Raw genomic sequence first — 25,421 nt, forward strand, 5'->3', positions numbered from 1 at the left:
GCCGACATCTGGTTCAAGCGCGACGAGCTGAACCACACCGGCGCCCACAAGATCAACAACTGCATGGGCCAGATCCTGCTGGCCATGCGGATGGGCAAGAGGCGGATCATCGCCGAGACCGGGGCCGGCCAGCATGGCGTGGCGACGGCCACGGTGTGCGCCCGCTTCGGCCTGCAATGCGTCGTCTACATGGGCGCCACCGACGTCGAGCGGCAGTCGCCGAACGTGTTCCGCATGAAGCTGTTGGGGGCCGAGGTCGTGCCGGTGACGTCCGGCCGGGCCACCCTCAAGGACGCCATGAACGAGGCCATGCGCGACTGGGTGACCAATGTCGAGGACACCTACTATCTGATCGGGACGGCGGCCGGCCCGCACCCCTATCCGGCCATGGTGCGCGACTTCCAGGCGGTGATCGGGCGCGAGGCGCGGGCCTCGATGCTGACGCGGCGCGGCAAGCTGCCTGACGCGGTGGTCGCGGCGATCGGCGGCGGCTCGAACGCCATCGGCCTGTTCCACCCGTTCATCGAGGACGCCGGGGTGCGGCTGATCGGGGTCGAGGCGGCCGGGCGCGGGCTGGACGGGCCGGACCACGCGGCCTCGCTGCAGGGCGGCCGCCCGGGCGTGCTGCACGGCAACCGCACCTATCTGCTGCAGGACGACGACGGCCAGATCCTCGAGGGCCATTCGATCTCGGCCGGGCTGGACTATCCGGGCATCGGCCCCGAGCACGCCTGGCTGAAGGACATCGGCCGCGCCGAATACCGCGCCGCCACCGACGCCGAGGCGCTGGAGGCCTTCCAGCTATGCTCCCGGCTGGAAGGGATCATCCCCGCCCTGGAGCCGAGCCACGCCCTGGCCCGCGTCGGCGAGATCGCCAGGGAGGTGGGCAAGGGCGGCGATGTCGTGCTCAACATGTGCGGGCGGGGCGACAAGGACATCTTCGCCGTGGCGAAGCATCTGGGCGTGGAGTTGTAGAATGAAGATCGCGATCACGGCCGCCGCGGCGGTGCTGCTGGCCGGTCCGGCCATGGCCCAGGCGGCCAGCCCCGAGACGTTCGTGCTGCCCGGCGCCACGCCGGCCCCGGACTGCGGCAATCTCTACGGCCTGGCCGGCCGGGCCTTCTGCGTCAGCGCCCCGCTGGCGGGGATCGGCCCCCTGGCCGACGCCTATATCGCCGACCTCCGGACGCGAGGCTGGATTCCCGCCGGGGGCGAGGACAACCGGGTCGTCTTCGTGCGCCGGCGCGACGCCGGCGGCTGCGACGGGCTGCAGATGCAGGCCTTCTACGACACCTCGCGCCCCGCCGGCCCGGAGGCGGTCGGCTACCTCGGCTTCGGCCCGATCCCGGGCGACGTCTGCGCGGACCCGGCGGCCCCGGCCGCGACGCCTGCGCCGGCCCAATGACCACCGCCCGTATCGACGCCCGTTTCGCGGCGCTGAAGGCCGAGGGCCGGGCCGGGTTCGTGGCCTATGTCATGGCCGGGGATCCGAGCCGGGACGAGGCGCTGGAGATATTGCGCGGCCTGCCCGCGGCCGGGGCCGACCTCATCGAACTGGGCTTTCCCTTCTCCGACCCGATGGCCGAGGGGCCGCCGATCCAGCGCGCCGCCCTGCGCGGTCTCAAGGCCAGGATGACGCTGAAGGGCACGCTCGAACTGGCCGCGGACTTCCGCGCCGGGGACGCCGACACGCCGCTGATCCTGATGGGCTATCTCAATCCCGTCGAAAGCTACGGCCATGACGCCTTCGCCCGCGATGCGGCGGCGGCGGGCGTGGACGGGGTGATCGTGGTCGACTGCCCGCCGGAGGAGGCCGGGCCGCTGACCGACGCCCTCGACGCGGCCCGGCTGTCGCTGATCCGGCTGGCCACCCCGACCTCGGACGACGCCCGGCTGAGGATCATCGCCGAACGGACCTCGGGCTTCGTCTACTATGTCTCGGTCGCGGGCGTGACCGGGGTCAAGGAGGCCCAGGCCGCCGCCGTGGCGCCGGCGGTGGCGCGGGTGCGCCGGGCCTCCGGCCTGCCGGTGGCGGTCGGCTTCGGGGTCAGGACGCCCGAACGGGCCGCTGAGATCGCCCGGGTCGCCGACGCCGTGGTGGCCGGCTCGGTGCTGGTCGACGAGGTGGCGGCGGCGCTGGAGGCGAACGACTCCCCGGTCGGGCGGGTTCTGGCCAGGGTCGGGGCCCTCGCCGGCGCGGTCCGGGGTGCAAGGACGCCGGAAACCGTCTAAAGCGCCGCTCATGGTCGACAGGAACAAACCCCAGCAGGAGAAGCGCGGCGGCTGGCTGGCCCGCTTCGCCCCCGGCGTGCGCAAGATCGTCAGCCGGCGCGACACGCCGGACAATCTGTGGGTCAAGGACCCGGACACCGGCGAGATGCTGTATCGCCCGGACCTCGAGGGCGCGCTGTGGGTCACGCCGACCGGCCGGCACATGCGCATCGACGCGCCGACCCGCCTGCGCCTCACCTTCGACGACGGCTCGTATGAGCCGGTCGACACGCCCGAGGTCCCGGAAGATCCGCTGAAATTCTCGGACGGCAAGCCCTATAGGGAGCGGCTGGCCGCGGCCCGTAAGGCCAGCGGGCGCCGGGACGCCATGGCCATCGGCTTCGGCGAGCTGGACGGCACGCCGGCGGTGGTCATCGTTCAGGACTTCACCTTCATGGGCGGCTCGCTGGGCATGGCCGCGGGCGAGGCCTTCATCGCCGCCGCCCGGGCCGCGATCGGGCGCGGCGTCCCGCTGGTCTGCTTCACCGCGGCCGGCGGGGCGCGGATGCAGGAGGGGGCGCTCAGCCTGATGCAGATGGCGCGCACCACCCTGGCCATCCAGGAGCTGAAGGCGGCGCAACTGCCCTTCGTGGTGGTGCTGACCGATCCGACCACCGGCGGCGTCACCGCCAGCTACGCCATGCTCGGCGACGTGCATCTGGCCGAGCCGGGCGCCCTGATCGGCTTCGCCGGTCCGCGCGTCATCGAGGCGACGATCCGCGAGAAGCTGCCGCCGGGCTTCCAGAGGGCCGAATATCTGCAGGAGAAGGGCATGGTCGACCGCGTGGTCACCCGGGCCGAACTGCCTGCCGTGCTGGGCCGCATCCTGTCGATGCTGATGGGCGGGAAGCGCCGGGCGGCCTGAGAGCCCCGCTGATGGATCCGATCTCGGAACGCCTGCGCGCTCGCCACCCCCAGCGCATCGACCTGTCGCTGGAGCGGATGCGGACTCTGTGCGCGGCGCTGGGCGATCCCCAGCGCCGGTTGCCGCCGGTGATCCACGTCGCCGGGACCAACGGCAAGGGCTCGACCGTCGCCTTCATCCGCGCCATCGCCGAGGCGGCCGGGCTGAGGGTCCACGCCTACACCTCGCCGCACCTGGTCCGCTTCAACGAGCGTATCCGGCTGGCCGGCCGGCTGATCGACGATGAGGCGCTGAACGCCATCCTCGACCGGGTCGAGGCCGCGATCGACGCGTCAGGCCGCGAGGCCACGGTGTTCGAGAGCGCCACGGCCGCCGCCTTTCTGGCCATGAGCGAAACGCCGGCCGACCTGGCCGTGGTCGAGGTCGGGCTGGGCGGGACGCTGGACGCCACCAACGTCATCGAGCGGCCGCTGCTGGGCGTCATCACCCCGGTCGATCTCGATCACGCGGAATTCCTCGGCTCCAGCCTGCGCGGGGTGGCGGTCGAGAAGGCCGGCGTTCTCAAGGCGGGCGCGCGCGGCCTGATCGCCCGCCAGCCGGAGGAGGCCATGGCGGCGATCGAGGCGGCCGCCGCCGCGGTCCGCGCGCCCCTGACCGTGATGGGCGTGGATTTCGACGCCTGGGCCGAGCGCGGCGGCCTGGTCTTCCAGGATCAGGAACGGTTCCTCGACCTGCCCGCTCCGGCGCTGGTCGGGCCGCATCAGATCGCCAACGCCGGCCTGGCCGTCGCCGTGGCGCTGGAGCTGGACCTGCCCGGGGCCGCCATCGCCGCGGGCCTGCGGGCGGTGCGCTGGCCGGCGCGGCTGCAACGGCTGACCGCCGGCCCGTTTGGCGAGGCGGCGCGGGCGGCCGACGCCGAACTGTGGCTGGACGGGGGGCACAATCCTCATGCCGCGGCGGCGCTGGCGGCGGCGCTGGCCGAGCGTCAGGCCCGGGCGAGCCGTCCCCTCGCCCTGATCGTCGGCATGCTGGCCAACAAGGACGCCGGCGGCTTCTTCGAGGCGCTGAAGCCGTCGGGGGCCGCGGTCTTCACCGTCGGCTTCGACGGCGCCGCGGCCGAGCCGGAGGCGCTGGCGGCGGTGGCCCGCGGGCGCGGCCTCGGCGCGACGGCGTGCGGCTCGGTGGACCAGGCGCTGGCGCGAGCCTTGCGGCTCGGCGCCGGACGGGTGGTCATCTGCGGATCGCTGTACCTGGCCGGCGAGGTGCTGGGCGTCGCGCGCGAAACCTGGCCCGGCTGAGTCTGGCCTCAGCCCGAGGGCAGCGGATCCCAGCGTTGATGGTCGCGCATGAATTCGCGGACTTCCTGGTCCTGGTACTGGGTGCGCGGCACATTGCGGCAGACGCGCCGCTGGAGGGTGGAGCCGGTGGCCCGCTCGTAGCGGCAGACGCGGCGCGTTTCGGCGCCCGCGGCTTCGGATTCGTCGGCGGGCGCGGCCTCGGCCGCCGGCGCGTTGCGCGCGATGACGGAAACGGACTGGGGCGGCCCGGCCAGCAGGGCGGCGGCGGTCAGAACGGCGGTCAGCATGACGGGACTCCGCTAATGAGCCAAATAGATCACCGATCCGCGAACCGCGCAAATCCGGGCCGGACCGACCCGCGGGAGGTCAGCGCGCGGGTTGGCCTATGCCGGCCTCGGCCAGCCATTCGACGATCTTGCCCTTGGGCATGGCCCCGACCTTCATCGAGGCCAGCTGGCCGTCCTTGAACAGCATCAGCGTCGGAATGCCCTTCACGCCGAGGCGCGAGGGGACCATCGGGCTGTCGTCGATGTTGACCTTGGCGATGACGACCTGGCCGGACAGTTCGTCGGCGATCTGCTCCAGGGCCGGGCCGATCTGTTTGCACGGGCCGCACCATTCGGCCCAGAAGTCGACCAGCACCGGGGTCGGGGATTTCAGGACGTCGGCGTCGAAACTGTCGTCGGTGACCTTGACGGTGGCCATGGGCCCTCCTTGGCGTCCGTCCGGACGCACGGTTCTGTTTTCAGCCGGACAGGATGGGGTGATTCCGGCGGTTCGGCACCGATGTGGGGCGCGTCGCGGGTCAAATCAACGCGACACGTTCACCGCGCGGCGAGGGCCGCGTCCATAAGCGCCCGGGGAACCGGCATCAGCCGCGGCCCGTCGGTCCAGACCAGTGCGGCCTCGACGGGCCGGTCGGGATAGAGCCGCCTGAGCACCGCGGCGTAGACGGCCAGCTGCAGGACATAGGCCGGATCGGCGTCCTCGATGCGATCCGGGGCGGGGCGATTGGTCTTGTAGTCGACCACCAGCACCCGCTCCGGGGTGATCACCAGGCGGTCGATGCGGCCCGAGCCGGCGACGCCGGGGGGCAGCTCCGGCGCGCCTCCCGACAGGGCGGCCTCGGCCCGGGAACCGGGCCCGAACACCGGGGCGAAGCGGGCGTCATCCAGCACGGAGAAGGCGGCGGCGATCATCTCCCGGCGGTGGTCGTCGGTCAGGTCCCGTTCCCGGGACAGCAGGCGGGCGGCGGCGGTCGCCCGCTCGGCCGGCGCGACGTCGGGCAGCCGCTCCAGCAGGCGGTGGATCAGTTCGCCGCGCCGGAACCGGCCCAGCGGCGCGCCGGCCCCGGCCGCGACGGCCAGCGGCGAGGGCGCGGGAATGCGGACGGCGCCCTCCATCTGCGACGGCGCGGCGTAGCGGGCGGCGTGGTCCGGGGCCGGCGGGGCCGCGGCCCAGTCCGGCGGGACCGTCCGGACCGGCGCGCCGCCGGCCCCGGGGGCCAGCCGGGCCGGGTCGGGGCCGAGGCGCAGCACGCCGCCGCCGATCTCGCGGACCTCGGCGCCGAGGCGGCCGAAGGTTTCGACCAGCACCGCCCACCAGCTGCCGTCGTCATAGCCCTGCCTGGAATTGCCGCAGGCGCGGCCGAGAACGACCAGCCGGTCCCGCGCCCGCGTCAGGGCGACGTAGAGCAGGCGCAGGGTCTCGGCGTCGGTGCGGGCCTGCCGCGCCTCGCGGGCGGCCCGGGAGGCGTCGCAGTCCTCCTTCGACGCGCCGGGGCACATCAGCCAGGCTTCTGACCCGTCGTCGAGCGCGACCGGCATCAGGCCGGGGCCCTGCGCCTTCGCCCGCGCGGTGGTGTCGGGCAGGATGACGATGGGCGCCTCCAGCCCCTTGGCTCCGTGCACGGTCATGACCCGGACCTCGCCGCGCGGCCCCTCCAGCTCGCGCTTGACCTCGACATCGGCGGCCTCCAGCAGGGCCACGCAGGTCTCGAGGTCGACGCCGCCGCGGTCCTCGGCCGACAGCACCTGGTTGAGGGTTTCGTCGATGGCCTCCTCGGCCTCGCGGCCCAGCCGGCGCAGGATCCGGGCCCGGCCCGACAGGCCGTCGGCGTCGACGCGGTTGAGCAGGCCGGAGAAGAAGGCGAACGGGTCGCGGCCGCGGCGCCCGAGGGCGAAGGCCAGCAGGTCCCGGGCGTGGGACCATTCCGGCCGCTCGCCGGCCCGGTCGCGCAGCTCGCGCCACAGGCCGCGCCGGTCCCGGGCGCCGGCGAGGGCGAACAGACTGTCCTCGTCGACGTCGCAGAACGGGCTGCGCAGCACCTCGGCGAGGCTCAGGTCGTCGTCGGGGAACAGGGCGAAACGGGCCACGGCGACCAGGTCGTCGAAGACGATGTGCGACGACAGCTTGAGCCGGTCGGCCCCGGCCACCGGCACGCCGGCGCTCTTCAGGGCGCGGATGATCTCCTCGAAGGTGGCGTCGCGGCGGCGCACGAGGATCAGGAAATCCCCGAATCCACAGGGGCGCGGCGTCCCGGTCCGGCGATCATGGACCGCCACCCCGGTCTCGACCTGGCGGCGGATGTCGGCGGCCAGCTTCGCCGCCAGCTGTTTGCGGCCGCTCGTGCCCGGTTCCAGGTCGACCGGGTCCCAGACCCCGGGCTCGGCCGGCCGGATGTCCTCGAACAGCGGCCACAGGTCGACGCAGCCGGCCTGTCCGGCGCGCCGGGCGACGTGGGGCGGGATGGCCCCGACCTCCCCGCCGACGAGGGCGGCCGTCCGTCCCGGCCCGTCGAACACGGCGTCGACGAAACCCAGCACCTCGGGCGTCGAGCGGAACGAGGTGGCCAGCTCGACCCCTTCGAAACGGCCGCCGGATGCGGTGACCAGGGCGTCATAGCGCTGCGCCTCCTGGCGCAGCCGCTCGGGCCGCGCCCCCTGGAAGGAATAGATCGACTGCTTCTCGTCGCCGACCGCGAACAGGGTCCGGTCCAGCCTCCGTCCCGAGGCCGGGACCGGGGTGAATCTCCGGCCGCCTTCGCCGGCGAAGAAGTCTTCGGTCAGGGCGCGCAGGATGTCCCATTGCTGGGGCGCCGTATCCTGGGCCTCGTCGACCAGCACATGTTCGACGCCGCCGTCCAGCTTGTAGAGCACCCAGGCCGCCGAGGCCCTTTCGGTCAGCAGGTCGACGGTGCGGGCGACCAGGTCGCCGAAGTCCAGCGCCCCCCTGGCCGCCTTGGCCTGGTCATAGAGCCGGGCATGGACCTCGGCCAGGGTCAGGACGTGCACGGTGTCGGCCGCGACCCGCGCCTTGCGCACCGCCTCCAGGGCGGCGAGGTATCCGAGCTGCAGGTCGGCCAGCCGGGCCCCCGCCCCGGCCGGGGCCCGGGCCGTGGCCATCGCCTTGCGCGGCTCGCCCTGGGTCAGGAAGACGTCGCCCAGCCCGGCGAAGCTCCACGGCGCGGCCCGCATCCGGTCGGCGCATTTGCGGTCGTTGGCCGAGCCGGTCGCCATGGCGGCGGCGAGCTCCAGCCACCGCGCCCGGTCGAGCCGCCCCATGAAGCCGGCCTCGATCGAGTCCGGCGTCTCGTCGGGGTGGGCCCCCGCGAGGGCGTGCGGGCCGGGGGCGCGACCGCCGGCGACCCGGGCCGTATAGTCGGTCAGCTTGGCCCGGTCGGTCTCGATCGCGGCCAGCAGGGCCTCGAAGGCGCCCCAGTCGAGCTCGACCGCGAAATGGCCGTAGGCGCGCCCGACCGGCCCCTCCGGATCGGCCAGGGCGCGCCGGGCCAGCGCCTCACGGGCCTGGTGCGACAGGGCCCGCGCCGCCTCGGTCTCGAGCACGGTGAAGCCGGGGGTGACGCCGGCCTCGATCGGAAAGCGGCGCAGCAGCGTCTCGCAAAAGGCGTGGAGGGTCTGGATCTTCAGCCCCCCGGGGGTCTCCAGCGCCTTGGCGAACAGGCGTCGCGCCTTCGACAGGTCGGGCCCGGACAGCGAGGCGGGATCGCGGCCGTCGAGGTCGGCGAGAGACCGGGCCAGCGCCCCGTCGTCCATCACCGCCCACGCCCCGAGCCGATCGAACAGCCGGGACTGCATCTCGGCCGCGGCGGCCCTGGTGTAGGTGACGCAGAGGATCTCGCCCGGCTGGACCTCCTCCAGCAGCAGCCGGGCCACCCGGTCGACGAGGGTCGAGGTCTTGCCCGAGCCGGCGTTGGCGGTGACGAACACCGAGCGGCGCGGATCGGCGGCGGCGATCTGGCGCGGGTCGGGCAGGATGCGGCCGCTCATTCGGCATCTCCCCCATCCTCGCCGCCGACCACATGCCACTCCCAGACGCGGGCGAGATGGTCGTAGTCGCCGCCGAACGACCCCATGAATTGCGGGGCCACCCACGACAGATAGGGGGTGGCCGGATCGTCGAAGCGGGCGATGCGGGTCTTCAGCCCCTCCAGGGCCGCCTCCGACAGGGCCGCCGCCTCGTCGCCGAGGGCGCGCACCGCCGCCTGACCCGGGACCTTGCGGCCGACCACGCGGACATAGGTCAGCTCCTCCGGCGCGACCGGGCCGATGTCCGACAGCCCGGCGTGGGCGAGGATGGCCCCGGTCAGGGTCAGTTGCGGCGAGAAGCCCGACCGGACCTGTTTGGCCGACGGAATCTGTCCGGTCTTGAAGTCCAGCACAGCCGCCCCGGTGGCCGACAGTTCGATGCGGTCGGCCCTGGCGGTCAGCCGGAACGGACCGGCCGGGGCGGGGATCAGCATCCCGACCTTCTCCTCGACCCGGATGTCGACGCCGCGCGCGCGTCGCTCCGCTTCCCACCCGGTCAGCCAGCGCGCGCAGTTGTGGGCCAGCGGCGCCTCCCGGGCCATGGCCGCCCCCTCGAATCCGTGCTCGCCCAGCTCCTCGAGCAGCAGGCGCTCCAGCTGGTCGGCGCAGTCCTCGGGCAGGACCTGCGGCCACGACAGGGTGAGCCGCTCGATCGCCTTGTGGACGGCGTCGCCGCGGGCCAGGGCCTCGGCCGACCGGCCGGGCCGGTCCAGCTGTCTCAGATTGAGGACATGGCGCGCATAGACGGCGTAGGGGTCGCGCACCCAGCGTTCGACGCCGGTCACCGGCAGTTCCCGCGGGCGCCGCTCCACCGGTGGCCGCGGCGCCGGGCGCGGGGCGTAGTCGGGAGCGGCGCGGGCGGGGGCGTCCAGGGCCCGGGCCTGGTCGAGGGCCGTCGACGGCCGTTCGAGCCGGACCGGGGTCGCGGGGGCGTCGGCGCCCCGGGTCAGCATCTCCAGCCGCCAGAGCCAGCGCGACCTGACCGCCGGCTGGCCGTTGCGGCGCTCTGAATGGACGAGGACGGCCTCGTCGGCGCAGGCGGCCTGGACGAAGTCCTGCGCGCTCTGGCCGAGCCGGCGCTCGGGCGGCGGCAGGCCCAGGGCCTCGCGCATGGGACGGGACAGGAAGGGGTCGGTGGCGGCGGCGTTGGGCCAGACCCCCTCCTCGAGCCCGGCCAGGATCATCCTGTCGGCCCGGACCAGCCGGGCCTCGATGGCCCCGAGGATGCGCAGGCGCGGCTGGTTGGCCCCGCCGGTGCGCACCGTCGCCTCGGCCAGCAGGGTCGCGACCAGTTCGGCGAAGTCGGCGGGCGGCAGGGCTCCCAGCGCGGCCCCGCCCTCGATCAGCCCGGCCGCCATCGCGGCGGCGGCCTCGCCGTCGGGTCCGGCCCAGGCCTCGGCCCCGGCCAGGGCCTCGATCAGTTCCGCCAGGACCCGGGCGGCGGCGTCCAGGGGGGCGTCGGGGGCGAACGGCCCGCGCGCGGCCTCGGACAGGCGCTCGAGCCGGTCGAGCAGGCGGCCGGCGGCGGCGACCCGGGCGCGGGCTCCCTCGGAACGGGGCCGCCCGTCGTCGCGCGGCGCGGCCGCCCTGAGCAGGGCGCGGCGGGCCCGGGCCCAGTCGCGCAGGCGCGGGCCGCGCAGGGCGTGTTCCTCCAGCGCCCTGAGCGCGACAGCCGGTTCGGCGCCGTCCAGGTCGAGCCGGACCAGCGGGTGTTTGAGCAGGCCGAGCAGGACGTGCGGGTCGAGCGGCTCGGCGATGAAGCGGGCGGCGAGGCCGACCAGCCGGCCCGCGGCCATGCGCGACAGGGGCTGGCCCGAGGAGTTGTCGGCGACCACGCCCCAGCGCTCCAGCCGGGCGGCCACGCGGCGGCCCAGGCCGAGGTCGGGGGTGACCAGGGCGCAGGTCTTGCCCGGCGTCTCCAGCGTCTCGCGCATCATCAGGGCGAGGGTCGCGGCGGCGTCCTCCTCGGCGCGGACGGTGACCACCGACAGGCCCTCCAGTCCCTCGGCGATCGGGTCGCCCGAGCGGGCGCGGAAGGCCTCGGCGCGCAGGCTCCCGATCACGGCGCGCCAGTCGTCGGTGGCGTCGGCCGGGCGCAGGGCCTCGTTGATCAGCCGCTGGCGGGCGCGGCCCCGCAGCTCCCGGCCCGTCTCCCCGGCCGGGGTGAACCATGGCCGCACCGCCTCGCGGGCCAGGCCGTGCCGGTCGAGCAGCCGCCACAGGGCGTTCTGCGGGTGCTGCTCATTGTCTCGCAACCGGGACCATACAGCCGGATCGAGGTCGCGGTCGAGGCCGGGCAGGACCACGCAGCCCTGTGGGGCCCCGGCCACGGCGGCGAGCACGTCGGCGGCGGCGGGGGCGGTGCCGGTCGATCCGGCCGCGATGACCGGCTGGGCCGGCGGGCGCTCGCGCCACGCCTCGGCCAGCAGGCGCAGCAGGCGGGCCCGCCGCCAGGCCGGATCGACCAGCCCCATGGCCGCCAGCCGCTTCGGCCAGGCCTCCACGGCGAGGCCGAGGAAGCGGGCCGACTCCCGCCAGTGCTCGGCGAGGTCGCCCTCGACCAGGGTGGCGACCAGGGTGGCGACCCGGCCGAGGTCGGCGATCTCCTCCAGCTGGCAGGAATCGAGGAAGCCGCCGAGGGCGTCGGCCATCTCCAGCGCCCGCAGGGGGGCGAGGCCGGGGCGGAACTCCTCGACGATCATCCGCGCCATCTCGAAGCGGCGGGTCAGGGGGGCGATGGCCGGCGGCAGGTCGAGGCCCAGCTCGCCGGGCGCGAATGGCGGCTCGTCCTCCTCGAGGTCGCCGAGCGGCCGCACCTGGGGCAGCAGCACCGGCCGGTCGCCGGCCAGCTTCGTCAGGGCCGAGGTGAAGGCGCGGGCGGCGCGGCGGCTGGGCAGCAGGATGACCGCGTCCGACAGGGCTTCGGGCGGATGTTCGCCGAGCCAGTTCAGCACTCCGGCGGCCAGGTCCTCGAGAAACGGACGGCGCGCCTCGACGGCGTACCAGCGCGGCCCGGCCGCGGCGAACGGATCGAAGCCGGCGCTCATGCGGCCCCGGCCAGCCGGGCCTCGGCCTCGGCGCGCGCGGCCGGATCGCCGACGTGCATCCAGTCGCCGTCGAGGACGCAGCCGTACAGCCGCCCGGCGGCGGCGGACCTGCGCCACAGGCCGATCAGCGAGAACGGTCCCTCCGGTCCCCCGGCGACATAGTCCGGCCGGCAGATGTGGACGCCCATATAGGCGTAGGGCGCGGAGGGAGCGTCGCCGCGGAAGGTCAGCCGGCCGTCCGGGGCGAGGAAGACGTCGCCCGCGCCCTCGAACCCGACCGAGCCCTCGCGCCGCGCCAGCAGCAGGGCGGCGTCCATGATTGACGGATTCCACAGGCGCGCGAGTTGATTCAGGGCCGAATTCCCCTCGCCGCCGCGGTCGGTCCAGACGCTGTCGATATTGGCGACGAAGACGGCGTCCGGGCCCAGCAGCGGGGCCGCCTTCCTCAGTCCCCCGCCGGTCTCCAGCAGTTCGGCCCGTTCGTCGGAGATGTCGATGGCCGGCCCGCGGCCGCGCCCGGCCAGATGCCGCTCCAGCCGGTCGGCGAACCAGTGGACATTGACCACGGCCCGCTCGACCCCGGCCCCGGCCAGCTGGTCCAGGACATGGTCGATCAGGGCCTTGCCGCCGACCTCGACCAGCGCCTTGGGCCGGTCGTCGGTCAGCGGCCGCATCCGCGTGCCGAGCCCGGCGGCCAGCACCATGGCGGTTCGGGGCGCGCCGCTCACCCGCGTCTCTCCACCGGGACATGGCGTTCGAACCAGGCCGCGACGGCCTCCAGCCCGGGCTGTCTCAGATTGGTCTCCAGATGGGCCCAGACGCGCGGAATGAACGACCGGTAGCGCGGCTTGCCGTCGCGCGCGACCAGCCGGGCGAACACCCCGAGAATACGCGCCCCGTTCAGGGCGGCAAGGGCGACATAGTCGCGCCAGTAGCTCTCGCGGTCGACCATCATCACCTCGCAGTAGTGGTCGAAGGCCACCCGTTCCAGCTCGGGGGGCACGTCGCGGCGCGCGTCTTGGAGCAGGGAGTGCAGGTCCCAGGCCGGATGGGCCAGCACCGCGTCCTGGAAATCGATCAGGCCGACCCGGCGATGGTGGGCGCGTTCGGGCAGCCAGATCAGGTTTTCGGCATGGTAGTCGCGATGGGCGACGACCCAGGCCTTCTGCTCGCCCATGGCCGTGATCGGCGCCCAGGCGGCGCGCCACTCGTCGAGCGCCGCCGGCCCGAAGTCGAGCCCGGGATGCAGTTTCGGCGACCACTCCACATACAGGTCCGCGCCGCCCTGCAGGGCGACGGCGTCATAGCTCAGCAGCGGCCAGCCCCCGCCCGGCCCCTGCATCACCGTCGGCAGCAGGGCGGCCAGGTGCAGCCGGGCCAGGGCGTCGACCGCGGCGAGGTAGAGCGGGGCCTGCGGCTCGCCCTCGGCGATCACCCGGGCGAACAGGTCGTCGCCGAAATCCTCGATCACGGCCAGACCGGCGTCGGCGTCGACGGCGATGATCTCGGGCGTCGACAGGCCGGCGTGGCGAAGATGCTCGGCCACCGCGGCGAAGGCCTCGATGCGGCCGGCCGACAGGCGGGCGACGGCGTTCCAGCCGGCCGCGCGGCGCTGCTCCGGGGTCCATGACGGGTCGCAGGGCCGGGACTCCAGCGCCGGCGGCTGGTCCATCAGCATCAGGGTCGCCCCCGCCGCCGTGGTCAGCCGTTCGTAGCGGCGGGTCGAGGCGTCGCTCGGCAGGGGCGCGCGCACGGCCTCGCCGAGGCCGGCCGCCCTGAGGAAGTCCAGACGTTGCCGTTCGCGTTCAGACATCGAGATCCTTCAGCTTGTTCGTCCATGCCCCGGCTCCGCGAAGCGTCGCCAGGCGGCCGGAGCCGTGCTCGGCGAGGGTCACGCCCAGCCGGTCCGGCCCCAGCCAGGCGGCCGGGTCCGGGCCCAGCCGCTCGGGCCATTCAATCACGGCGCAGCCCTCGTCGAGGGCCTCGTCGAGGCCGATCTCGGCGGCCTCGCCGGGGCGGGTCAGGCGGTAGAGGTCGAAATGCGCCACCGGCGGGTCGCCGTCGTAGAACTGGACCAGGGTGAAGGTCGGCGAGGGAACCTCCTCGTCGGGACGGGTCAGGGCGCGGATCAGGCCGCGGGCCAGGGTCGACTTGCCCATGCCCAGCGGGCCGTGGAGCAGCACGGCCTCGCCCCGCGCCAGCAGGGGCGCGATGCGCGCGCCCAGCCGGCCGGTGGCGGCGGCGTCGGCGAGGGCCAGCGTCCTGCCGTCGGGCTCAGGCAAAGTCGGCGTCCGGCTGGCTGGGCAGGACGCGCTCGGTGAAGGCCTTGAGCGAATAGGTCGCGCGGGCGGCGTCGATGTCGAGCCGGGAGGGCGGGATCGGCTTGCCGACCTTGAGGAAGAACCGCTTGCGCCTCTTGTTCAGCAACTCGTGAAACAGGGTGACGTCGCGCAGCTCCATGGAGATCCGGTCGAAGGCGTGGAACAGCCGCGAGGACGGGCCGGCCACATGGACCGGCACGATCGGCGCGCCGTATTTCCGGCTCAGCGAGGCCGCGGTCGGGGCCCAGTCCGGGTCGGTGACCGAACCGTCGCGCCCCACCCGCGCCAGCCGCCCGGCCGGAAACATGACCAGGCAGCGCTCGGCCTCGAAGGCGGCCCTGGCCGCCTGCAGGGTGGCCCGGGTCTTCTCGCGGGTGCGCTTCTCGGCCACCCACTCGACCGGGATGAGCGCCTCGTCCAGCCGCGGCGACACTCGCAGGGCGTCGGCGTTGGCGAAGAATACGGCGTCGTCGCGCCGGGCCCGGATGGCGTCGAACACGGCGATGCCGTCGGCGATGCCGGTCGGATGGTTGGCCACGACGATGCAGCGGCCGCTCGCCGGAATCCGCCCGCCGTTCATCACCGAGAGCTTCAGGTCCAGCAGGTCGCTCATATGTTCCAGCGCCCCGATCCCGGACAGCGGCCTGACGGCGTCGGCCATGCGCACCGCGTGGCGGTAGTCGAGCAGCTTGTAGAGAAGCGGACGGATCAGCGGCCACGCCGCCGACCCGGTCAAGCGCGGCGCGCGTTCGGCGATCAGCACATCGCAGATGTGCGGCCCCGCCTCTCTGGGCGGCGCTCCGGTCTGGGTCAGGGCGGCGGCGGTCATGCCGCGCGTTTGTCGCCGGTCCGGGCACGCTCCGCAAGCGTCGAGGCGCGCGGCGGCATTGACGGACGGCTCCGGCGGCGCCACCCCTTCGCCCCGACCCGTCCTGCAACGCCGAGGATCCGCGCATGTCGCCGATGACCCGCCTCCTGACCGGCCTCAGCGCCGTCGCCCTGTTCGCCGGGGCCGCCCTGCCGACGCTGGCGGCGAGCCCGGCCGCGGCGACGGCCGGGGTCCAGGCCGCCGAGCCGTTCACCTGGCGCGACATGATCGGCGCCAACCGGCTGGGCGATCCGCAGGTGTCGCCGGACGGCCGCTGGGTGGTCTATTCGGTGACCACCACCGACGTGGAGGCCAACCGCCGCGCCGGCTCGATCTACATCATGGATCTGCGGGAGCCGGGGGAGGGCCGGCGCCTGGCGATCAGCGAGGGCGGGGCCAACACGGCGCGCTGGGGGTCCGACGGCAGGCTGTATTTCCTGTCCGACCGTTCGGGCTCCAGCCAGGTCTGGCGCGCCGACGCCGACGGGACCGATCCGGTCCAGGTCACCGACCTGCCGGTGGACGTCAACGCCTATCGGTTGAGCCGGGACGCGGGCAAGGTCGTGGTCTCGCTGTCGGTCTTCCCGTCCTGCGCCGACCTGGCCTGCACCGTGGATCGCCTGAAGGCCGAGGCGGACCGCAAGAGCACCGGCCAGGTCTACGACCGGATGTTCGTGCGCCACTGGGACACCTGGAACGACGGAACCCAGAACCACCTGTTCGTGGTCAATACCGACGGTTCGGGCGAGCCGGCGTGGGTGACACGGGGCTTCGACGGCGACACGCCCTCCAAGCCGTTCGGCGACGACAGCGAATTCACCTTCACGCCCGACGGCGGGGCGGTGGTGTTCTCGGCCCGCCTGGCCGGCCGCTCGGAGCCGTGGAGCACCAATTTCGACCTCTACCGCACCAATGGCCTGACCGGCGACGGCACGTTCGAGAACCTGACCGACGACAATGACGCCTGGGACGCCGGCCCGGTGTTCTCGCCGGACGGGCGGACCCTGGCCTACCGCGCCATGGCCCGGCCGGGCTTCGAGTCGGACAAGTTCGCCATCGTCCTGCGCGACGTCGAGACCGGCCGGCTGCGCCAGATCGCGGCCGACTGGGACCGTTCGGCCCAGACGCTGCAGTGGTCGCGCGACGGCAACACCCTGTACACGGTGGCCGGCGACGTCGGCCAGACCCGGCTGTTCGCCGTCGACGCCCGCAACGGCGTGGTCACGCCGGTCACCGGCGAGGGCCATGTCTCGAGCTTCGACCAGACGCCGTCCGGCCTCGTCTTCGCCCAGGACTCCCTGACGCGCCCGAGCGAGCTGTTCGTGAAGACCTTCCTCGGCCGCGAAACGCCGCGCCGCATCACCGATGTGAACCCGCAGCTGAACGCCAGGGCCTTCGGCGAGGCCGAGCAGTTCAGCTTCGCGGGCTGGAACGGCGAGACCGTCCACGGCTACGTCATCAAGCCGGCCAACTACGTCGAGGGGCGCGAATACCCGGTCGCCTTCCTGATCCACGGCGGCCCCCAGGGGTCGTTCGGCAACAGCTGGTCCTACCGCTGGAATCCCATGACCTACGCCGGGGCCGGCTATGCGGTGGTGATGATCGATTTCCACGGCTCGACGGGCTACGGCCAGGCCTTCACCGATTCGATCAGTCAGCATTGGGGCGATCGTCCGCTGGAAGACCTGCGCAAGGGCTGGGCCGCGGCGCGGCAGGCCTATCCGTTCCTCGACGGCGACAACGCCTGCGCCCTCGGCGCCTCCTACGGCGGCTATATGATCAACTGGATCGCCGGAAACTGGCCGGGCGAGTTCGACTGCCTGGTCAACCACGACGGCGTCTTCGACACCTTCGGCATGGGCTATTCGACCGAGGAGCTGTGGTTCACCGAATGGGAGTACGGCGGCACGCCGTGGGAGAACCCGCGCGGCTACCAGGCCTTCAATCCCGCCAACCACGTGCAGAACTGGCGTGATCCGATGCTGGTCATCCAGGGCGACCGCGACTTCCGCATCCCGACCGCCCAGGGCCTGTCAACCTTCACCGCCCTGCAGCGCCGCGGCGTCGACAGCCGGCTGGTCGTCTTTCCCGACGAGAACCACTGGGTGCTGAAGCCAGCCAACAGCCTGCAGTGGCACACCGAGGTGTTCGGCTGGCTGGACAAGCACCTGAAGCCGGCCGAGTGACCCCGGGCTGAGGCGCGCCCGCGTTCGGCGGGCGCGCCGGATCAGGGCACCCGGGCCTGGACGGCGGCGGCGTCGCGCAGCCGGGCGTATTCACGCTCGGTCATGCAGCGCGGCGCGTTCCAGGCCGGATCGGAGGGGCGCACCCGAAGCGCCTCGTCCGCGGTGATGAAGACCGGGGCGGCGCCGTGTTCGCGGGCGAACGACCGGCGGGTCGCGGCGTCGGCGGCGCAGATCAGCACCGCCCGTCCCGACAGTCGGGCGTCGATGGGCCCGGCCTGGTCGAAAGCCGCCGCCGGCGCGGCTGCGGAAAGGGCCATGCCACCCGCCAGGGCCGCGGCGAAGACAGTACGGAGAATGCGCATCGGAAGCTCCTTCTTGCCCGAAAAATGATCGGGCTACGGAGCGAATTATGCGCCGATTGCGCAGAATGTAAATATTATACGACAAAATGAAGTATGAAATTTTACAATCACCGGACTTCCGGCCCCTGAGCCTTTCCGCCCCGTCGCGCGTTGAACGGGTCCGACGGAGGCCGACGCCTTGCGCAACCCGCTGAAAGACAACCCGAACTGGCTGGTTGTGCGGGACCGGGCCATGGTCCCGGCGGGGGTCCGCCTGCGTCGCTGGCGCGACTGGGTCGCGGCCCACGATCCCGTCTATGCGGCGGTCCGCCGGCCCGGCCGGCCGGAACGGATCGCCGCCGCCGTCGCCCTGGCCCTGGCCGGCGCCGTCGTCGCCTTCCTGCTGCTGTTCGACTGGAACCTGCTGCGCGGGCCGATCGGCCGCTGGGCCTCCGCCCGCTACGACCGCGAGATCGAGCTGAACGGCGACCTCGACGTGGCCCTGCTCAGCTGGACGCCCTCGGCCCGGGTCCGCGGCCTTCGCATCGGCGGCCCCGACTGGGCCCGCGAGCAGGACACCCTGACGGTCGAGGACCTGCGCGCCTCGGTGCGGCTGCGGGCGCTGCTGGGCGGCCATGTCGAGCTGCCGCTGGTGGTCGTCTCCCGGCCCAGGGCGGTGCTGATCGCCACCGGGGACGGCCGGCGGAGCTGGCGGCTGAATCCCGATCAGCCGGACACCGGCGAAGGATTGAGACTGCCCCCGATCAACCGGCTGCTGATCACGGACGGCCGACTCTCGCTCGACGAACGGCGCCGGAAGATCAGGCTGGAAGCCACCGTCGACGCGCGGGAGGGTTCGGACGGCGCGGCCGGCTTCCACCTGGACGGCCGGGGCACGATCAACGGCACGCCGCTGACGGTCCTGGTCCGCGGCGGCCCCTTCATCAACATCCGCCGCGACCGGCCCTACCGGTTTCACGGCGAGATCGCCGGGGCGGGCGCCCGGCTGATCGCCGACGGCTCGATCACCCGGCCGTTCGACTTCGGCCAGTTCACGGCCGCCCTGCGGCTGCGGGGCCGGGACCTGGCCGACCTCTATCTGCTGACCGGCGTGACCACGCCGAACACCCCGCCCTACCGGCTGGCCGGCAAGCTGACCCGCGACGACGCCCGGTTCACCTTCGCGGACTTCAGCGGCCGGGTCGGCTCGTCCGACCTGTCGGGAGACGTCGTCGTCGACAAGGCGGGCGGCCGGCGCCGCGTCGACGCCGACCTGCGTTCGCGCCGCCTCGACCTCGACGACCTGATGGCGGTGCTGGGGGCCGAGCCGCGGGTCACCTCCGACGGCGACACGGTGGTCTCCTCGGGCGCTCCCGGCCGCCTGCTGCCGGACGCGCCGTTGAACGTCGAGCGGCTGCGGGTCATGGACGGCGCGCTGCGCTATCGGGCGGCCCAGGTGAAGCGGAACGGGCTCGACGTCCGCCGGGTCGAGATCGACGCCGACCTGAAGCGCGGCGTGCTGAACCTCGATCCGGTGGCCTTCACCTTCGACCGCGGCGAATTGCGCGGCACGGCCAGGATCAATGCGACGCGGGACCGGCCCTACAGCGCCATCGACTTCCGCCTGCGCGGCTATCCGCTGGAATCGATCATCCCGGCCCGCGGCGGCGTCCCGACCGTCAGCGGCCGGGCGCTCGGACGGGCGCGGCTGGAGGGGCCGGGCGCCTCGGTGCACGATTTCGCCGCCGCCTCGAAGGGCACGGTCAGCCTTGTGGTTCCGCAGGGCCGGATGCGCGCCGCCTTCGCCGAACTGATGGGCATCAACCTCACCGCCGGCCTGTTCAAACTGCTCGACGACGACGATTCGACCGCCGAGATCCGCTGCGCCGTCGCCGATTTCACGGTCAGCGGCGGCACGGCCACGGCCCGGACCTTCGTCATCGACACCACCCCCGTGGTGGCGCGCGGCAGCGGCACGATCGACCTCGGGGCCGAGACCATGAACCTGCGCATCGACGGCGAGACCAAGGAGCCGCGCCTCGTCCGGCTGTGGGCCCCGATCCTGGCGCGGGGGCCGCTGACCTCGCCGAAGGTCGATGTCGACCGCGGCGCGGTGGCGGCGCAACTGGGCGTCGGCGGCCTGCTGGGGGCGCTGGTCAATCCGTTCGCGGCGCTGGCCGCCTTCGTCGATCCGGGGCTGGCCGAGGACGCCAACTGCGGCGCGCTGATCTCGTCGGCGAGGTGACTGGGCCGAAGCGGGGCTTTGCGGCTATCCTGGCCCGATGACCCGCCGAGGATTCCTCGCCCCCGCCGCCGCGGCCCTGGCCGCCGCCTGTTCGCCGCTGGGCGCGCTGAACGCGCTGGGCCCCCGCGACGGCGGCGTCCGGCGGCGGGCCCGCGCCCTGGCCTACGGCGACGATCCGCGCCAGCGCCTCGACATCCTCGCCCCGACGGCCGTCCCGGCCCGGCCGTGGCCGGTGCTGGTGTTCTTCTACGGCGGCGGCTGGGACTCGGGCGAGCGGTCGCAGTATGCTTGGGCCGCCCACGCCCTTGCGGCGCGGGGGTTCGTCGTCGCCGTGCCGGACTACCGGCTGGTCCCGACCGTACGCTTCCCCGGCTTCATCGAGGACGCGGCGGCGGCGACGGCGCACGCCGGCTCGGTCGCGGCGCGGTATGGCGGCGACCCCGGCCGCCTCGGCGTCATCGGCCATTCAGCGGGGGCCCATCTGGCGACCATGATCGCGCTGGACCGCCGCTATATGGCCGCCGCCGGCGCGCCGGGGTTGATCAGGGCGGCGGCCGGCCTGGCGGGCCCCTATGATTTCCTGCCGCTCGACGTGCCCGCCTCGATCAACGCCTTCGGCCGCGCCCCGGACCTGACCCTGACCCAGCCCGTGACCTTCGTGCGCCCCGACGCCCCGCCGTTGTGGCTGGGTCACGGGACGGAGGACGAGGTGGTGCACGCCGAGGACACCACCATCCTGTGCGGGCGGATGATCGCGGCCGGCGGTCGCTGCGAGGCCAAACTCTACCCGGGGCTGAATCACGCCGACCTGATCGCGACCTTCTCGCCGCTGTTCCGCAAGAAGGCGCCGGTGCTGGACGATGTCACCGCCTTCCTGCGGCGGGAGCTGGCCTGAGCCGCGGTCGTCTCGCCAAGGTCATCATCATCCGTTATCGGAGGCCATGACAGACTCCGACACATCGGCCCTCGGCGGCCCGGCGGCGCTGGACCGCCTCGAAACCCTCTACGACCAGGCCGTGACCAATCTGCGCGAGGCGGTGCGGACCTTCCTCGCCACCGGCGAGCGGCCCGACCCCGAGGCCCGGGCGCGGGGCCTGTTCACCTATCCCCGGCTGCGGGTCAGCTGGTTCGGCGACCGCCCCGCCAACCTGGCCAGCCGCTCCTACGCCCGCCTGTCGCGGCCCGGCGTCTATTCCACCACCGTCACCCGCCCCGAACTGTTCCGGCCCTATCTGGCCGAGCAGCTGGGCCTGCTCGAGGCCGACTACGGCGCCACCTTCCAGGTCGGCCCGTCGGAGCAGGAAATCCCCTTTCCCTATGTCATGGACGGCTCGGCCGTGACCCTGGACCGCAGCCAGACCGCCGCCGTGGCCCGCCATTTCCCGACCACCGACCTGGCCCATATCGGCGACGAAATCTCCGACGGCCTGTTCGACCCCGGCGAGGACTTCCCGCTGGCCCAGTTCGACGGCCTGCGCACCGACTTCTCCCTGGCCCGGCTCAGACACTATACCGGGACGCCGGTGGAGGATGTGCAATCCTATATATTGTTCACCAATTACAACAGGTACGTCGACGAGTTCGTGCGCTGGGCCTGCGCCCAGCTGGCCGATCCGGCCAGCCCCTACCAGACCCTGTCCTGCGCCGGCGGGGTGGTGATCACGCGGGACACCCCGAACCCCGGGCAGGCGGTGATGGACGCGGCCTGGAAGAAGCACCAGATGCCCGCCTACCACCTGACCGCGCCGGGCTGGAACGGCATCACCCTGGTCAACATCGGGGTCGGGCCGTCGAACGCCAAGACCATCTGCGACCACCTGGCCGTGACCCGCCCCCACGCCTGGATGATGATCGGCCACTGCGGCGGCCTGCGCGACAGCCAGGTCATCGGCGACTATGTGCTGGCCCACGCCTATCTGCGCGACGATCACGTGCTCGACGCCGTGCTGCCGCCGGACATCCCCATCCCCAACATCGCCGAGGTCCAGCGGGCCCTCTACGACGCGGCCAGGATGGTCTCGGGCGCGCCGGGCGAGGAGGTCAAGCGGCGGCTGCGCACCGGCACGGTGGTGACCACCGACGACCGCAATTGGGAGCTGCGCTATTCAAAATCGGCCCAGCGCTTCAACCAGAGCCGGGCCGTGGCCATCGACATGGAGAGCGCCACCATCGCCGCCCAGGGCTATCGCTTCCGGGTGCCCTACGGCACCCTGCTGTGCGTCTCGGACCGGCCGCTGCACGGCGAGATCAAGCTGCCGGGCCAGGCCAACCGCTTCTATGAGGGTTCGATCTCCGAACACCTGCAGATCGGCATCCAGGCCGTCGACCTGCTGCGTCAGGAGGGCGCCCGGCTGCATTCGCGCAAGCTGCGCGCCTTCGACGAGCCGCCGTTCCGGTAGAATTTCCGGTTGCCGCCACCCGATACATTTCGGGCGAGACATGCGTGACAGACGGTCCGGGACATCGTCGACAAAATCCGCGACAGCCGGGACACCCGTTACACCCGTCGCGGCTTGCGCTTCAGACGTTTCGAATTGGCGACGGCGGCGGCGTGGATCGGCGCCAGGGTCTCGGCCTGCAGCCTCAGCATCGAGGCGCCGAAGGCCCAGCCGTCGCTGACCGCCCGGCCCATGGCGGCCGTCATCCAGCCGCCCTGCGCCAGGGCGGCCTCGGCCGGGTTGCGGGCGGTCAGGACGGCGTTCAGGGCGCCCTGGGCGGCGGCGGATTCCCGGGCGGCGACGGCGGTCGCCGCGGCGGCCAGGCTCACCGCGCCGTCGAGGCCGGCGCTGGCCGAGGCGGTCAGGGCCTCGACCTTCTCCGAGCCCATCAGGCCCAGTTCGCGCAGGTCGGCCTTCAGCGGGTCGCGCCAGCCGTCGGCGACGATCTCCAGCCGCCGGGTGATGACGTCGCCCGAGGCCTGAAGCAGTTCCTGGCCCGCGCGGGCGGTGCGGTGGGCTTGATCGATCATGTCGGGACCGTGCGCGCCAATAGCGCCTACGGCAAGACCGCGGCGTCGATGATCTGTCGGCCCTTCTCCGGGCCGGCCTGCAGCGGGTCGGTCGCCTGCCGGAGGCGCTGATCTTGACGCGGGTCTCCCGCCCGGCGACGACGGGGCATGAAGCCCCCAGAAGCCCCGGCGAAGGGCCGTTCCAGGAAGCCCGCGCCGAAACGCCCCGCCGTGATGACCGGCGCCGTGGTCCCTGTGCTGGGCTGGCCGCCGGACGAGGACCGGGTCGAGGCGATCTTCGGGCGGCTGGCGCGGGTCATGCCCGATCCGAAGACCGAGCTGAACTGGTCCAGCCCCTTCACCCTGGTGGTCGCCGTGGCCCTGTCGGCCCAGGCCACCGACGTCGCGGTCAACAGGGCCACCGACCGGCTGTTCGCCGTCGCCGACACGCCGCAGAAGATGCTGGCCCTGGGCGAGGCGGGGCTGATCCCCTTCATCTCGTCGATCGGCCTGTATCGCGGCAAGGCGAGGAATGTCATCGCCCTCAGCCGCATCCTGCTGGAGCGGCACGGCGGCGAGGTTCCGCTCAACCGGGCCGACCTTCAGGCCCTGCCCGGCGTCGGCCGCAAGACCGCCAGCGTGGTGCTGAACGAACTGGGCATCGAGGCCGCCATCGCCGTCGACACCCATGTCTTCCGCGTCTCGCACCGGCTGGGGCTGGCCAACGCCGGGACCCCGGACAAGGTCGAGGCCCAGCTGTTCCGGGTGGTGCCCGAGCGCTGGCTGCCCAGGGCCCACCACTGGCTGATCCTGCACGGCCGCTACACCTGCACGGCGCGGCGACCGAAGTGCAGCGCCTGCGTGATCAGCGACCTGTGTCCGTCACGGGCGGGGCTGACGGCGTTGGGGGAGGCGACTTAGGTTTCCTTCTCCCATCGGGAGAAGGAGGGGCCCGCTCGGCGCAGCCGAGTGGGAGGATGAGGGGTTACGGAGCCTGACGTCCCTGGCGCCGGACGCCCTCACCCTTTCGCGCAAGGACGATCGCTGCGCTCTCGTGCGCTCAACCCCTCTCCCCTCGGGAGAGGGATCACAGCCGCGCCTTCACCGCCTCCGCGAACCGCCGCCCGCCCTCCGGGGCCGAGCCGAGGTAGAAGTCCGGCTCGATCAGCTCGGCCTCCATCAGCAGCCATTCGCCGTCCGGGCCGCGGGCCATGTCGATGCGGGCGTAGAGCAGGTCCTCGCCGATGGCGGCGAGGGTCCGTTCGGCCAGGGCCAGCGCGCCGGCCGGCGGCTCGGCCAGGGCGGCGTACCGGCCGCCGAACTGGACCTGGATGCGGAATTCGCCCGCCACCGGCCGCTTCTCGACCACGTGGCTGAGCCGGCCGCCGAAGAACAGCAGGCTGGTTTCGCCCTCGGTCTCGATCGACGGCAGATAGGGCTGGATCATCGCCGGGCCGCCGGGCGCGTCGGCCAGCCGGTCGCCGCGCGACAGGCGCAGGGTCTTCCACGCGCCGCCCGAGACGCGCGGCTTGACGATGACGGTGTCGGTCTCGAACCGGTCGAAGGCGGCGTCGACATCGGCCTGGGTCGGGCCGTCGATCCAGACTGTCGGGGGGATGGCCACGCCCTGTTCCGCCAGACGGCCGAGATAGGATTTGTCGGAGTTCCAGCCGATCACCGGCGGCGGATTGAGCATCCTGACGCCGGCCGCCGACCAGGTTTCGCAGGCCCGCATCCACCGCCCATGGTCGCGGTGATAGCCCCAGACGATCAGCGGCAGGACCAGCGGACAGGCGGTCAGGCCGGAGGCGTCCTCCACATGGTCGGTCCAGGGCGTCGCCTCGACGGTGATCCCGGCCGTGGACAGGGCGTCGGCGAGGCGCTCCAGCACTCCGGGCCACTGGCCGGCGTAGGAGGGGTCGGCGGGATCGGGGGTGAGGACGGCGATCTCGGTCATGCGGCTGGTGATAGCCGGGCGGACCCTTGGTGAGTAGTGCCAGTGAGCAGGGGGTGAGCCGACGGCCTCAGTCCTGGCGCGGATTCGCTCACCTCTTGCTCACTGGCGCTACTCACTGGCGCCCGGCTCACGCGCCCTCTCGCCAAACCCCGCCCGTCCCGCTATGGCCCCGCCCATGACCCAGAACCCTACCTATGACGTCTGCGCCGTCGGCAACGCCATCGTTGACGTGCTGGCCCCCTGCGACCCCGCCTTTCTGGAGGCGCAGGGATTGACCCCCGGCTCGATGCAGCTGGTCGACGCCGGGCGCAGCGCCGCCCTCTATGCGGCCATGAACGCCGGGGTCGAGGCCTCGGGCGGCTCGGCCGGCAACACCGTGGCCGGGATCGGCTCGTTCGGCGGTCGCGCGGCCTATATCGGCAAGGTGGCCGACGACATGCTGGGCGGGGTCTTCAGCCACGACATCCGCGCCGTCGGGGTCCATTTCGAGACCCCGCCGCTGGCGGGCGGGGCCACCGGCGTCTGCATGATCAACGTCACGCCCGACGGCCAGCGCACCATGTGCACCTTCCTCGGCGCCGCCAACCAGCTGTCCGCCGCCGACATCGATGCGGACCTGATCGGGGCCTCGGCCATCGTCTATCTGGAAGGCTATCTGTTCGACCCGGCCCCGGCCCGCGCCGCCTTCGAGGCCGCCGCGGCGTGCGCCCACGCCGCCGGACGCAAGGTCGCCATCACCCTGTCGGA

Annotated in this window: 22 protein-coding genes; 11 read left to right on the top strand and 11 right to left on the bottom strand. The window is 73.2% G+C overall.

The window, feature by feature from the left end; genetic code table 11:
- From trpB to Q0588_RS13715, 5 genes are all read left to right on the top strand, one after another.
- Positions 1-975: tryptophan synthase subunit beta (trpB, locus tag Q0588_RS13695; RefSeq protein WP_298747195.1), on the top strand; the 975-nt coding region annotated here is incomplete at its 5' end.
- Position 976: 1 nt separating this feature from the next.
- Positions 977-1,405, top strand: coding sequence for a hypothetical protein (locus Q0588_RS13700; protein ID WP_298747198.1), 429 nt, complete (start codon positions 977-979; stop codon positions 1,403-1,405).
- Complete coding sequence (trpA, locus tag Q0588_RS13705; RefSeq protein ID WP_298747201.1) at positions 1,402-2,232, top strand: tryptophan synthase subunit alpha; 831 nt, start codon at positions 1,402-1,404, stop codon at positions 2,230-2,232. The genes Q0588_RS13700 and trpA overlap by 4 nt, the downstream gene beginning before the upstream one ends.
- A gap of 10 nt (positions 2,233-2,242) precedes the next feature.
- Positions 2,243-3,136, top strand: coding sequence for an acetyl-CoA carboxylase carboxyltransferase subunit beta (locus tag Q0588_RS13710; RefSeq protein ID WP_298747204.1), 894 nt, complete (start codon positions 2,243-2,245; stop codon positions 3,134-3,136).
- Between the two features lie 11 nt (positions 3,137-3,147).
- A complete protein-coding gene (locus Q0588_RS13715; RefSeq protein WP_298747207.1) occupies positions 3,148-4,434 on the top strand; it encodes a folylpolyglutamate synthase/dihydrofolate synthase family protein in 1,287 nt (428 codons plus the stop codon).
- Between the two features lie 8 nt (positions 4,435-4,442).
- On the opposite strand, the gene Q0588_RS13720 is transcribed toward Q0588_RS13715, so the two are convergent.
- The 8 genes from Q0588_RS13720 to Q0588_RS13755 all read right to left on the bottom strand — a co-directional run bounded on the left by Q0588_RS13720 (position 4,443) and on the right by Q0588_RS13755 (position 14,959).
- The gene (locus Q0588_RS13720; RefSeq protein WP_298747210.1) at positions 4,443-4,721 is read right to left on the bottom strand and encodes a hypothetical protein; all 279 of its coding nucleotides are present in this window, start codon (positions 4,719-4,721) and stop codon (positions 4,443-4,445) included.
- A gap of 79 nt (positions 4,722-4,800) precedes the next feature.
- On the bottom strand, positions 4,801-5,139 hold the full coding sequence (gene trxA, locus Q0588_RS13725) for a thioredoxin (protein ID WP_298747213.1): 339 nt from the start codon (positions 5,137-5,139) through the stop codon (positions 4,801-4,803).
- A gap of 119 nt (positions 5,140-5,258) precedes the next feature.
- Positions 5,259-8,723, bottom strand: a complete 3,465-nt coding sequence (addA, locus tag Q0588_RS13730; protein ID WP_298747215.1) for a double-strand break repair helicase AddA — start codon at positions 8,721-8,723, stop codon at positions 5,259-5,261.
- A complete protein-coding gene (gene addB, locus Q0588_RS13735) occupies positions 8,720-11,809 on the bottom strand; it encodes a double-strand break repair protein AddB (RefSeq protein WP_298747218.1) in 3,090 nt (1,029 codons plus the stop codon). Before addB ends, addA begins: the two co-directional genes overlap by 4 nt.
- Positions 11,806-12,513, bottom strand: coding sequence for an N-acetylmuramate alpha-1-phosphate uridylyltransferase MurU (gene murU, locus Q0588_RS13740; RefSeq protein ID WP_298747246.1), 708 nt, complete (start codon positions 12,511-12,513; stop codon positions 11,806-11,808). Before murU ends, addB begins: the two co-directional genes overlap by 4 nt.
- 20 nt (positions 12,514-12,533) lie before the next feature.
- Entirely contained in the window at positions 12,534-13,622 is a 1,089-nt protein-coding gene (gene amgK / locus Q0588_RS13745; RefSeq protein WP_298747220.1) for an N-acetylmuramate/N-acetylglucosamine kinase AmgK, read from the bottom strand.
- Entirely contained in the window at positions 13,615-14,091 is a 477-nt protein-coding gene (gene tsaE, locus Q0588_RS13750; RefSeq protein ID WP_298747222.1) for a tRNA (adenosine(37)-N6)-threonylcarbamoyltransferase complex ATPase subunit type 1 TsaE, read from the bottom strand. The genes amgK and tsaE overlap by 8 nt, the downstream gene beginning before the upstream one ends.
- Positions 14,084-14,959: a 1-acyl-sn-glycerol-3-phosphate acyltransferase gene (locus Q0588_RS13755; protein ID WP_298747224.1), complete on the bottom strand. Its 876-nt coding sequence runs from the start codon at positions 14,957-14,959 to the stop codon at positions 14,084-14,086. Before Q0588_RS13755 ends, tsaE begins: the two co-directional genes overlap by 8 nt.
- Before the next feature lie 134 nt (positions 14,960-15,093).
- Between Q0588_RS13755 and Q0588_RS13760 the strand changes: the two genes are divergently transcribed.
- The gene (locus Q0588_RS13760) at positions 15,094-17,184 is read left to right on the top strand and encodes a S9 family peptidase (protein ID WP_298747249.1); all 2,091 of its coding nucleotides are present in this window, start codon (positions 15,094-15,096) and stop codon (positions 17,182-17,184) included.
- A 41-nt stretch (positions 17,185-17,225) separates the two neighbouring features.
- On the opposite strand, the gene Q0588_RS13765 is transcribed toward Q0588_RS13760, so the two are convergent.
- Positions 17,226-17,546 carry a hypothetical protein gene (locus Q0588_RS13765; RefSeq protein ID WP_298747226.1) on the bottom strand — a complete coding sequence of 107 codons (321 nt, stop codon included), beginning with the start codon at positions 17,544-17,546 and terminating at the stop codon, positions 17,226-17,228.
- Positions 17,547-17,724: 178 nt separating this feature from the next.
- Here Q0588_RS13765 and Q0588_RS13770 point away from each other — a divergent pair, with 178 nt between their 5' ends.
- From Q0588_RS13770 to Q0588_RS13780, 3 genes are read left to right on the top strand one after another with little or no spacing between them, the layout of a single operon-like run.
- Positions 17,725-19,770, top strand: a complete 2,046-nt coding sequence (locus tag Q0588_RS13770) for an AsmA family protein (protein ID WP_298747228.1) — start codon at positions 17,725-17,727, stop codon at positions 19,768-19,770.
- A 37-nt stretch (positions 19,771-19,807) separates the two neighbouring features.
- Positions 19,808-20,665, top strand: a complete 858-nt coding sequence (locus tag Q0588_RS13775; protein ID WP_298747229.1) for an alpha/beta hydrolase — start codon at positions 19,808-19,810, stop codon at positions 20,663-20,665.
- A 46-nt stretch (positions 20,666-20,711) separates the two neighbouring features.
- Complete coding sequence (locus Q0588_RS13780) at positions 20,712-22,169, top strand: AMP nucleosidase (protein WP_298747232.1); 1,458 nt, start codon at positions 20,712-20,714, stop codon at positions 22,167-22,169.
- 98 nt (positions 22,170-22,267) lie between these two features.
- Here the strand turns inward: Q0588_RS13780 and Q0588_RS13785 are convergent, their stop codons facing one another.
- Positions 22,268-22,738 carry a phasin family protein gene (locus Q0588_RS13785; protein WP_298747235.1) on the bottom strand — a complete coding sequence of 157 codons (471 nt, stop codon included), beginning with the start codon at positions 22,736-22,738 and terminating at the stop codon, positions 22,268-22,270.
- Between the two features lie 147 nt (positions 22,739-22,885).
- Here Q0588_RS13785 and nth point away from each other — a divergent pair, with 147 nt between their 5' ends.
- Positions 22,886-23,638 carry an endonuclease III gene (nth, locus tag Q0588_RS13790; RefSeq protein WP_298747237.1) on the top strand — a complete coding sequence of 251 codons (753 nt, stop codon included), beginning with the start codon at positions 22,886-22,888 and terminating at the stop codon, positions 23,636-23,638.
- Positions 23,639-23,804: 166 nt separating this feature from the next.
- Here nth and Q0588_RS13795 read toward each other — a convergent pair whose 3' ends face one another.
- Positions 23,805-24,674: a transporter gene (locus Q0588_RS13795; RefSeq protein ID WP_298747240.1), complete on the bottom strand. Its 870-nt coding sequence runs from the start codon at positions 24,672-24,674 to the stop codon at positions 23,805-23,807.
- A 175-nt stretch (positions 24,675-24,849) separates the two neighbouring features.
- On the opposite strand from Q0588_RS13795, the gene Q0588_RS13800 reads away from it, so the two are divergent.
- A partial coding sequence (locus Q0588_RS13800) for an adenosine kinase (RefSeq protein ID WP_298747243.1) occupies positions 24,850-25,421 on the top strand: 572 nt, incomplete at its 3' end.

The sequence above is a fragment of the uncultured Brevundimonas sp. genome (assembly GCF_937870815.1).
In the GTDB taxonomy this organism is placed as follows: domain Bacteria; phylum Pseudomonadota; class Alphaproteobacteria; order Caulobacterales; family Caulobacteraceae; genus Brevundimonas.

What these genes read in the sequence shown, in the direction of transcription:
- Q0588_RS13710 (WP_298747204.1), top strand. Translation starts at nt 2,243, where the DNA reads ATGGTCGACAGGAACAAACCCCAGCAGGAGAAGCGCGGCGGCTGGCTG.
- murU (WP_298747246.1), bottom strand. Translation starts at nt 12,513, where the DNA reads ATGGTGCTGGCCGCCGGGCTCGGCACGCGGATGCGGCCGCTGACCGAC.
- Q0588_RS13775 (WP_298747229.1), top strand. Translation starts at nt 19,808, where the DNA reads ATGACCCGCCGAGGATTCCTCGCCCCCGCCGCCGCGGCCCTGGCCGCC.
- Q0588_RS13760 (WP_298747249.1), top strand. Translation starts at nt 15,094, where the DNA reads ATGACCCGCCTCCTGACCGGCCTCAGCGCCGTCGCCCTGTTCGCCGGG.
- Q0588_RS13755 (WP_298747224.1), bottom strand. Translation starts at nt 14,959, where the DNA reads ATGACCGCCGCCGCCCTGACCCAGACCGGAGCGCCGCCCAGAGAGGCG.
- trxA (WP_298747213.1), bottom strand. Translation starts at nt 5,139, where the DNA reads ATGGCCACCGTCAAGGTCACCGACGACAGTTTCGACGCCGACGTCCTG.
- Q0588_RS13700 (WP_298747198.1), top strand. Translation starts at nt 977, where the DNA reads ATGAAGATCGCGATCACGGCCGCCGCGGCGGTGCTGCTGGCCGGTCCG.
- Q0588_RS13765 (WP_298747226.1), bottom strand. Translation starts at nt 17,546, where the DNA reads ATGCGCATTCTCCGTACTGTCTTCGCCGCGGCCCTGGCGGGTGGCATG.
- Q0588_RS13785 (WP_298747235.1), bottom strand. Translation starts at nt 22,738, where the DNA reads ATGATCGATCAAGCCCACCGCACCGCCCGCGCGGGCCAGGAACTGCTT.
- Q0588_RS13795 (WP_298747240.1), bottom strand. Translation starts at nt 24,674, where the DNA reads ATGACCGAGATCGCCGTCCTCACCCCCGATCCCGCCGACCCCTCCTAC.
- Q0588_RS13780 (WP_298747232.1), top strand. Translation starts at nt 20,712, where the DNA reads ATGACAGACTCCGACACATCGGCCCTCGGCGGCCCGGCGGCGCTGGAC.
- trpA (WP_298747201.1), top strand. Translation starts at nt 1,402, where the DNA reads ATGACCACCGCCCGTATCGACGCCCGTTTCGCGGCGCTGAAGGCCGAG.
- Q0588_RS13715 (WP_298747207.1), top strand. Translation starts at nt 3,148, where the DNA reads ATGGATCCGATCTCGGAACGCCTGCGCGCTCGCCACCCCCAGCGCATC.
- nth (WP_298747237.1), top strand. Translation starts at nt 22,886, where the DNA reads ATGAAGCCCCCAGAAGCCCCGGCGAAGGGCCGTTCCAGGAAGCCCGCG.
- amgK (WP_298747220.1), bottom strand. Translation starts at nt 13,622, where the DNA reads ATGTCTGAACGCGAACGGCAACGTCTGGACTTCCTCAGGGCGGCCGGC.
- addA (WP_298747215.1), bottom strand. Translation starts at nt 8,723, where the DNA reads ATGAGCGGCCGCATCCTGCCCGACCCGCGCCAGATCGCCGCCGCCGAT.
- Q0588_RS13720 (WP_298747210.1), bottom strand. Translation starts at nt 4,721, where the DNA reads ATGCTGACCGCCGTTCTGACCGCCGCCGCCCTGCTGGCCGGGCCGCCC.
- addB (WP_298747218.1), bottom strand. Translation starts at nt 11,809, where the DNA reads ATGAGCGCCGGCTTCGATCCGTTCGCCGCGGCCGGGCCGCGCTGGTAC.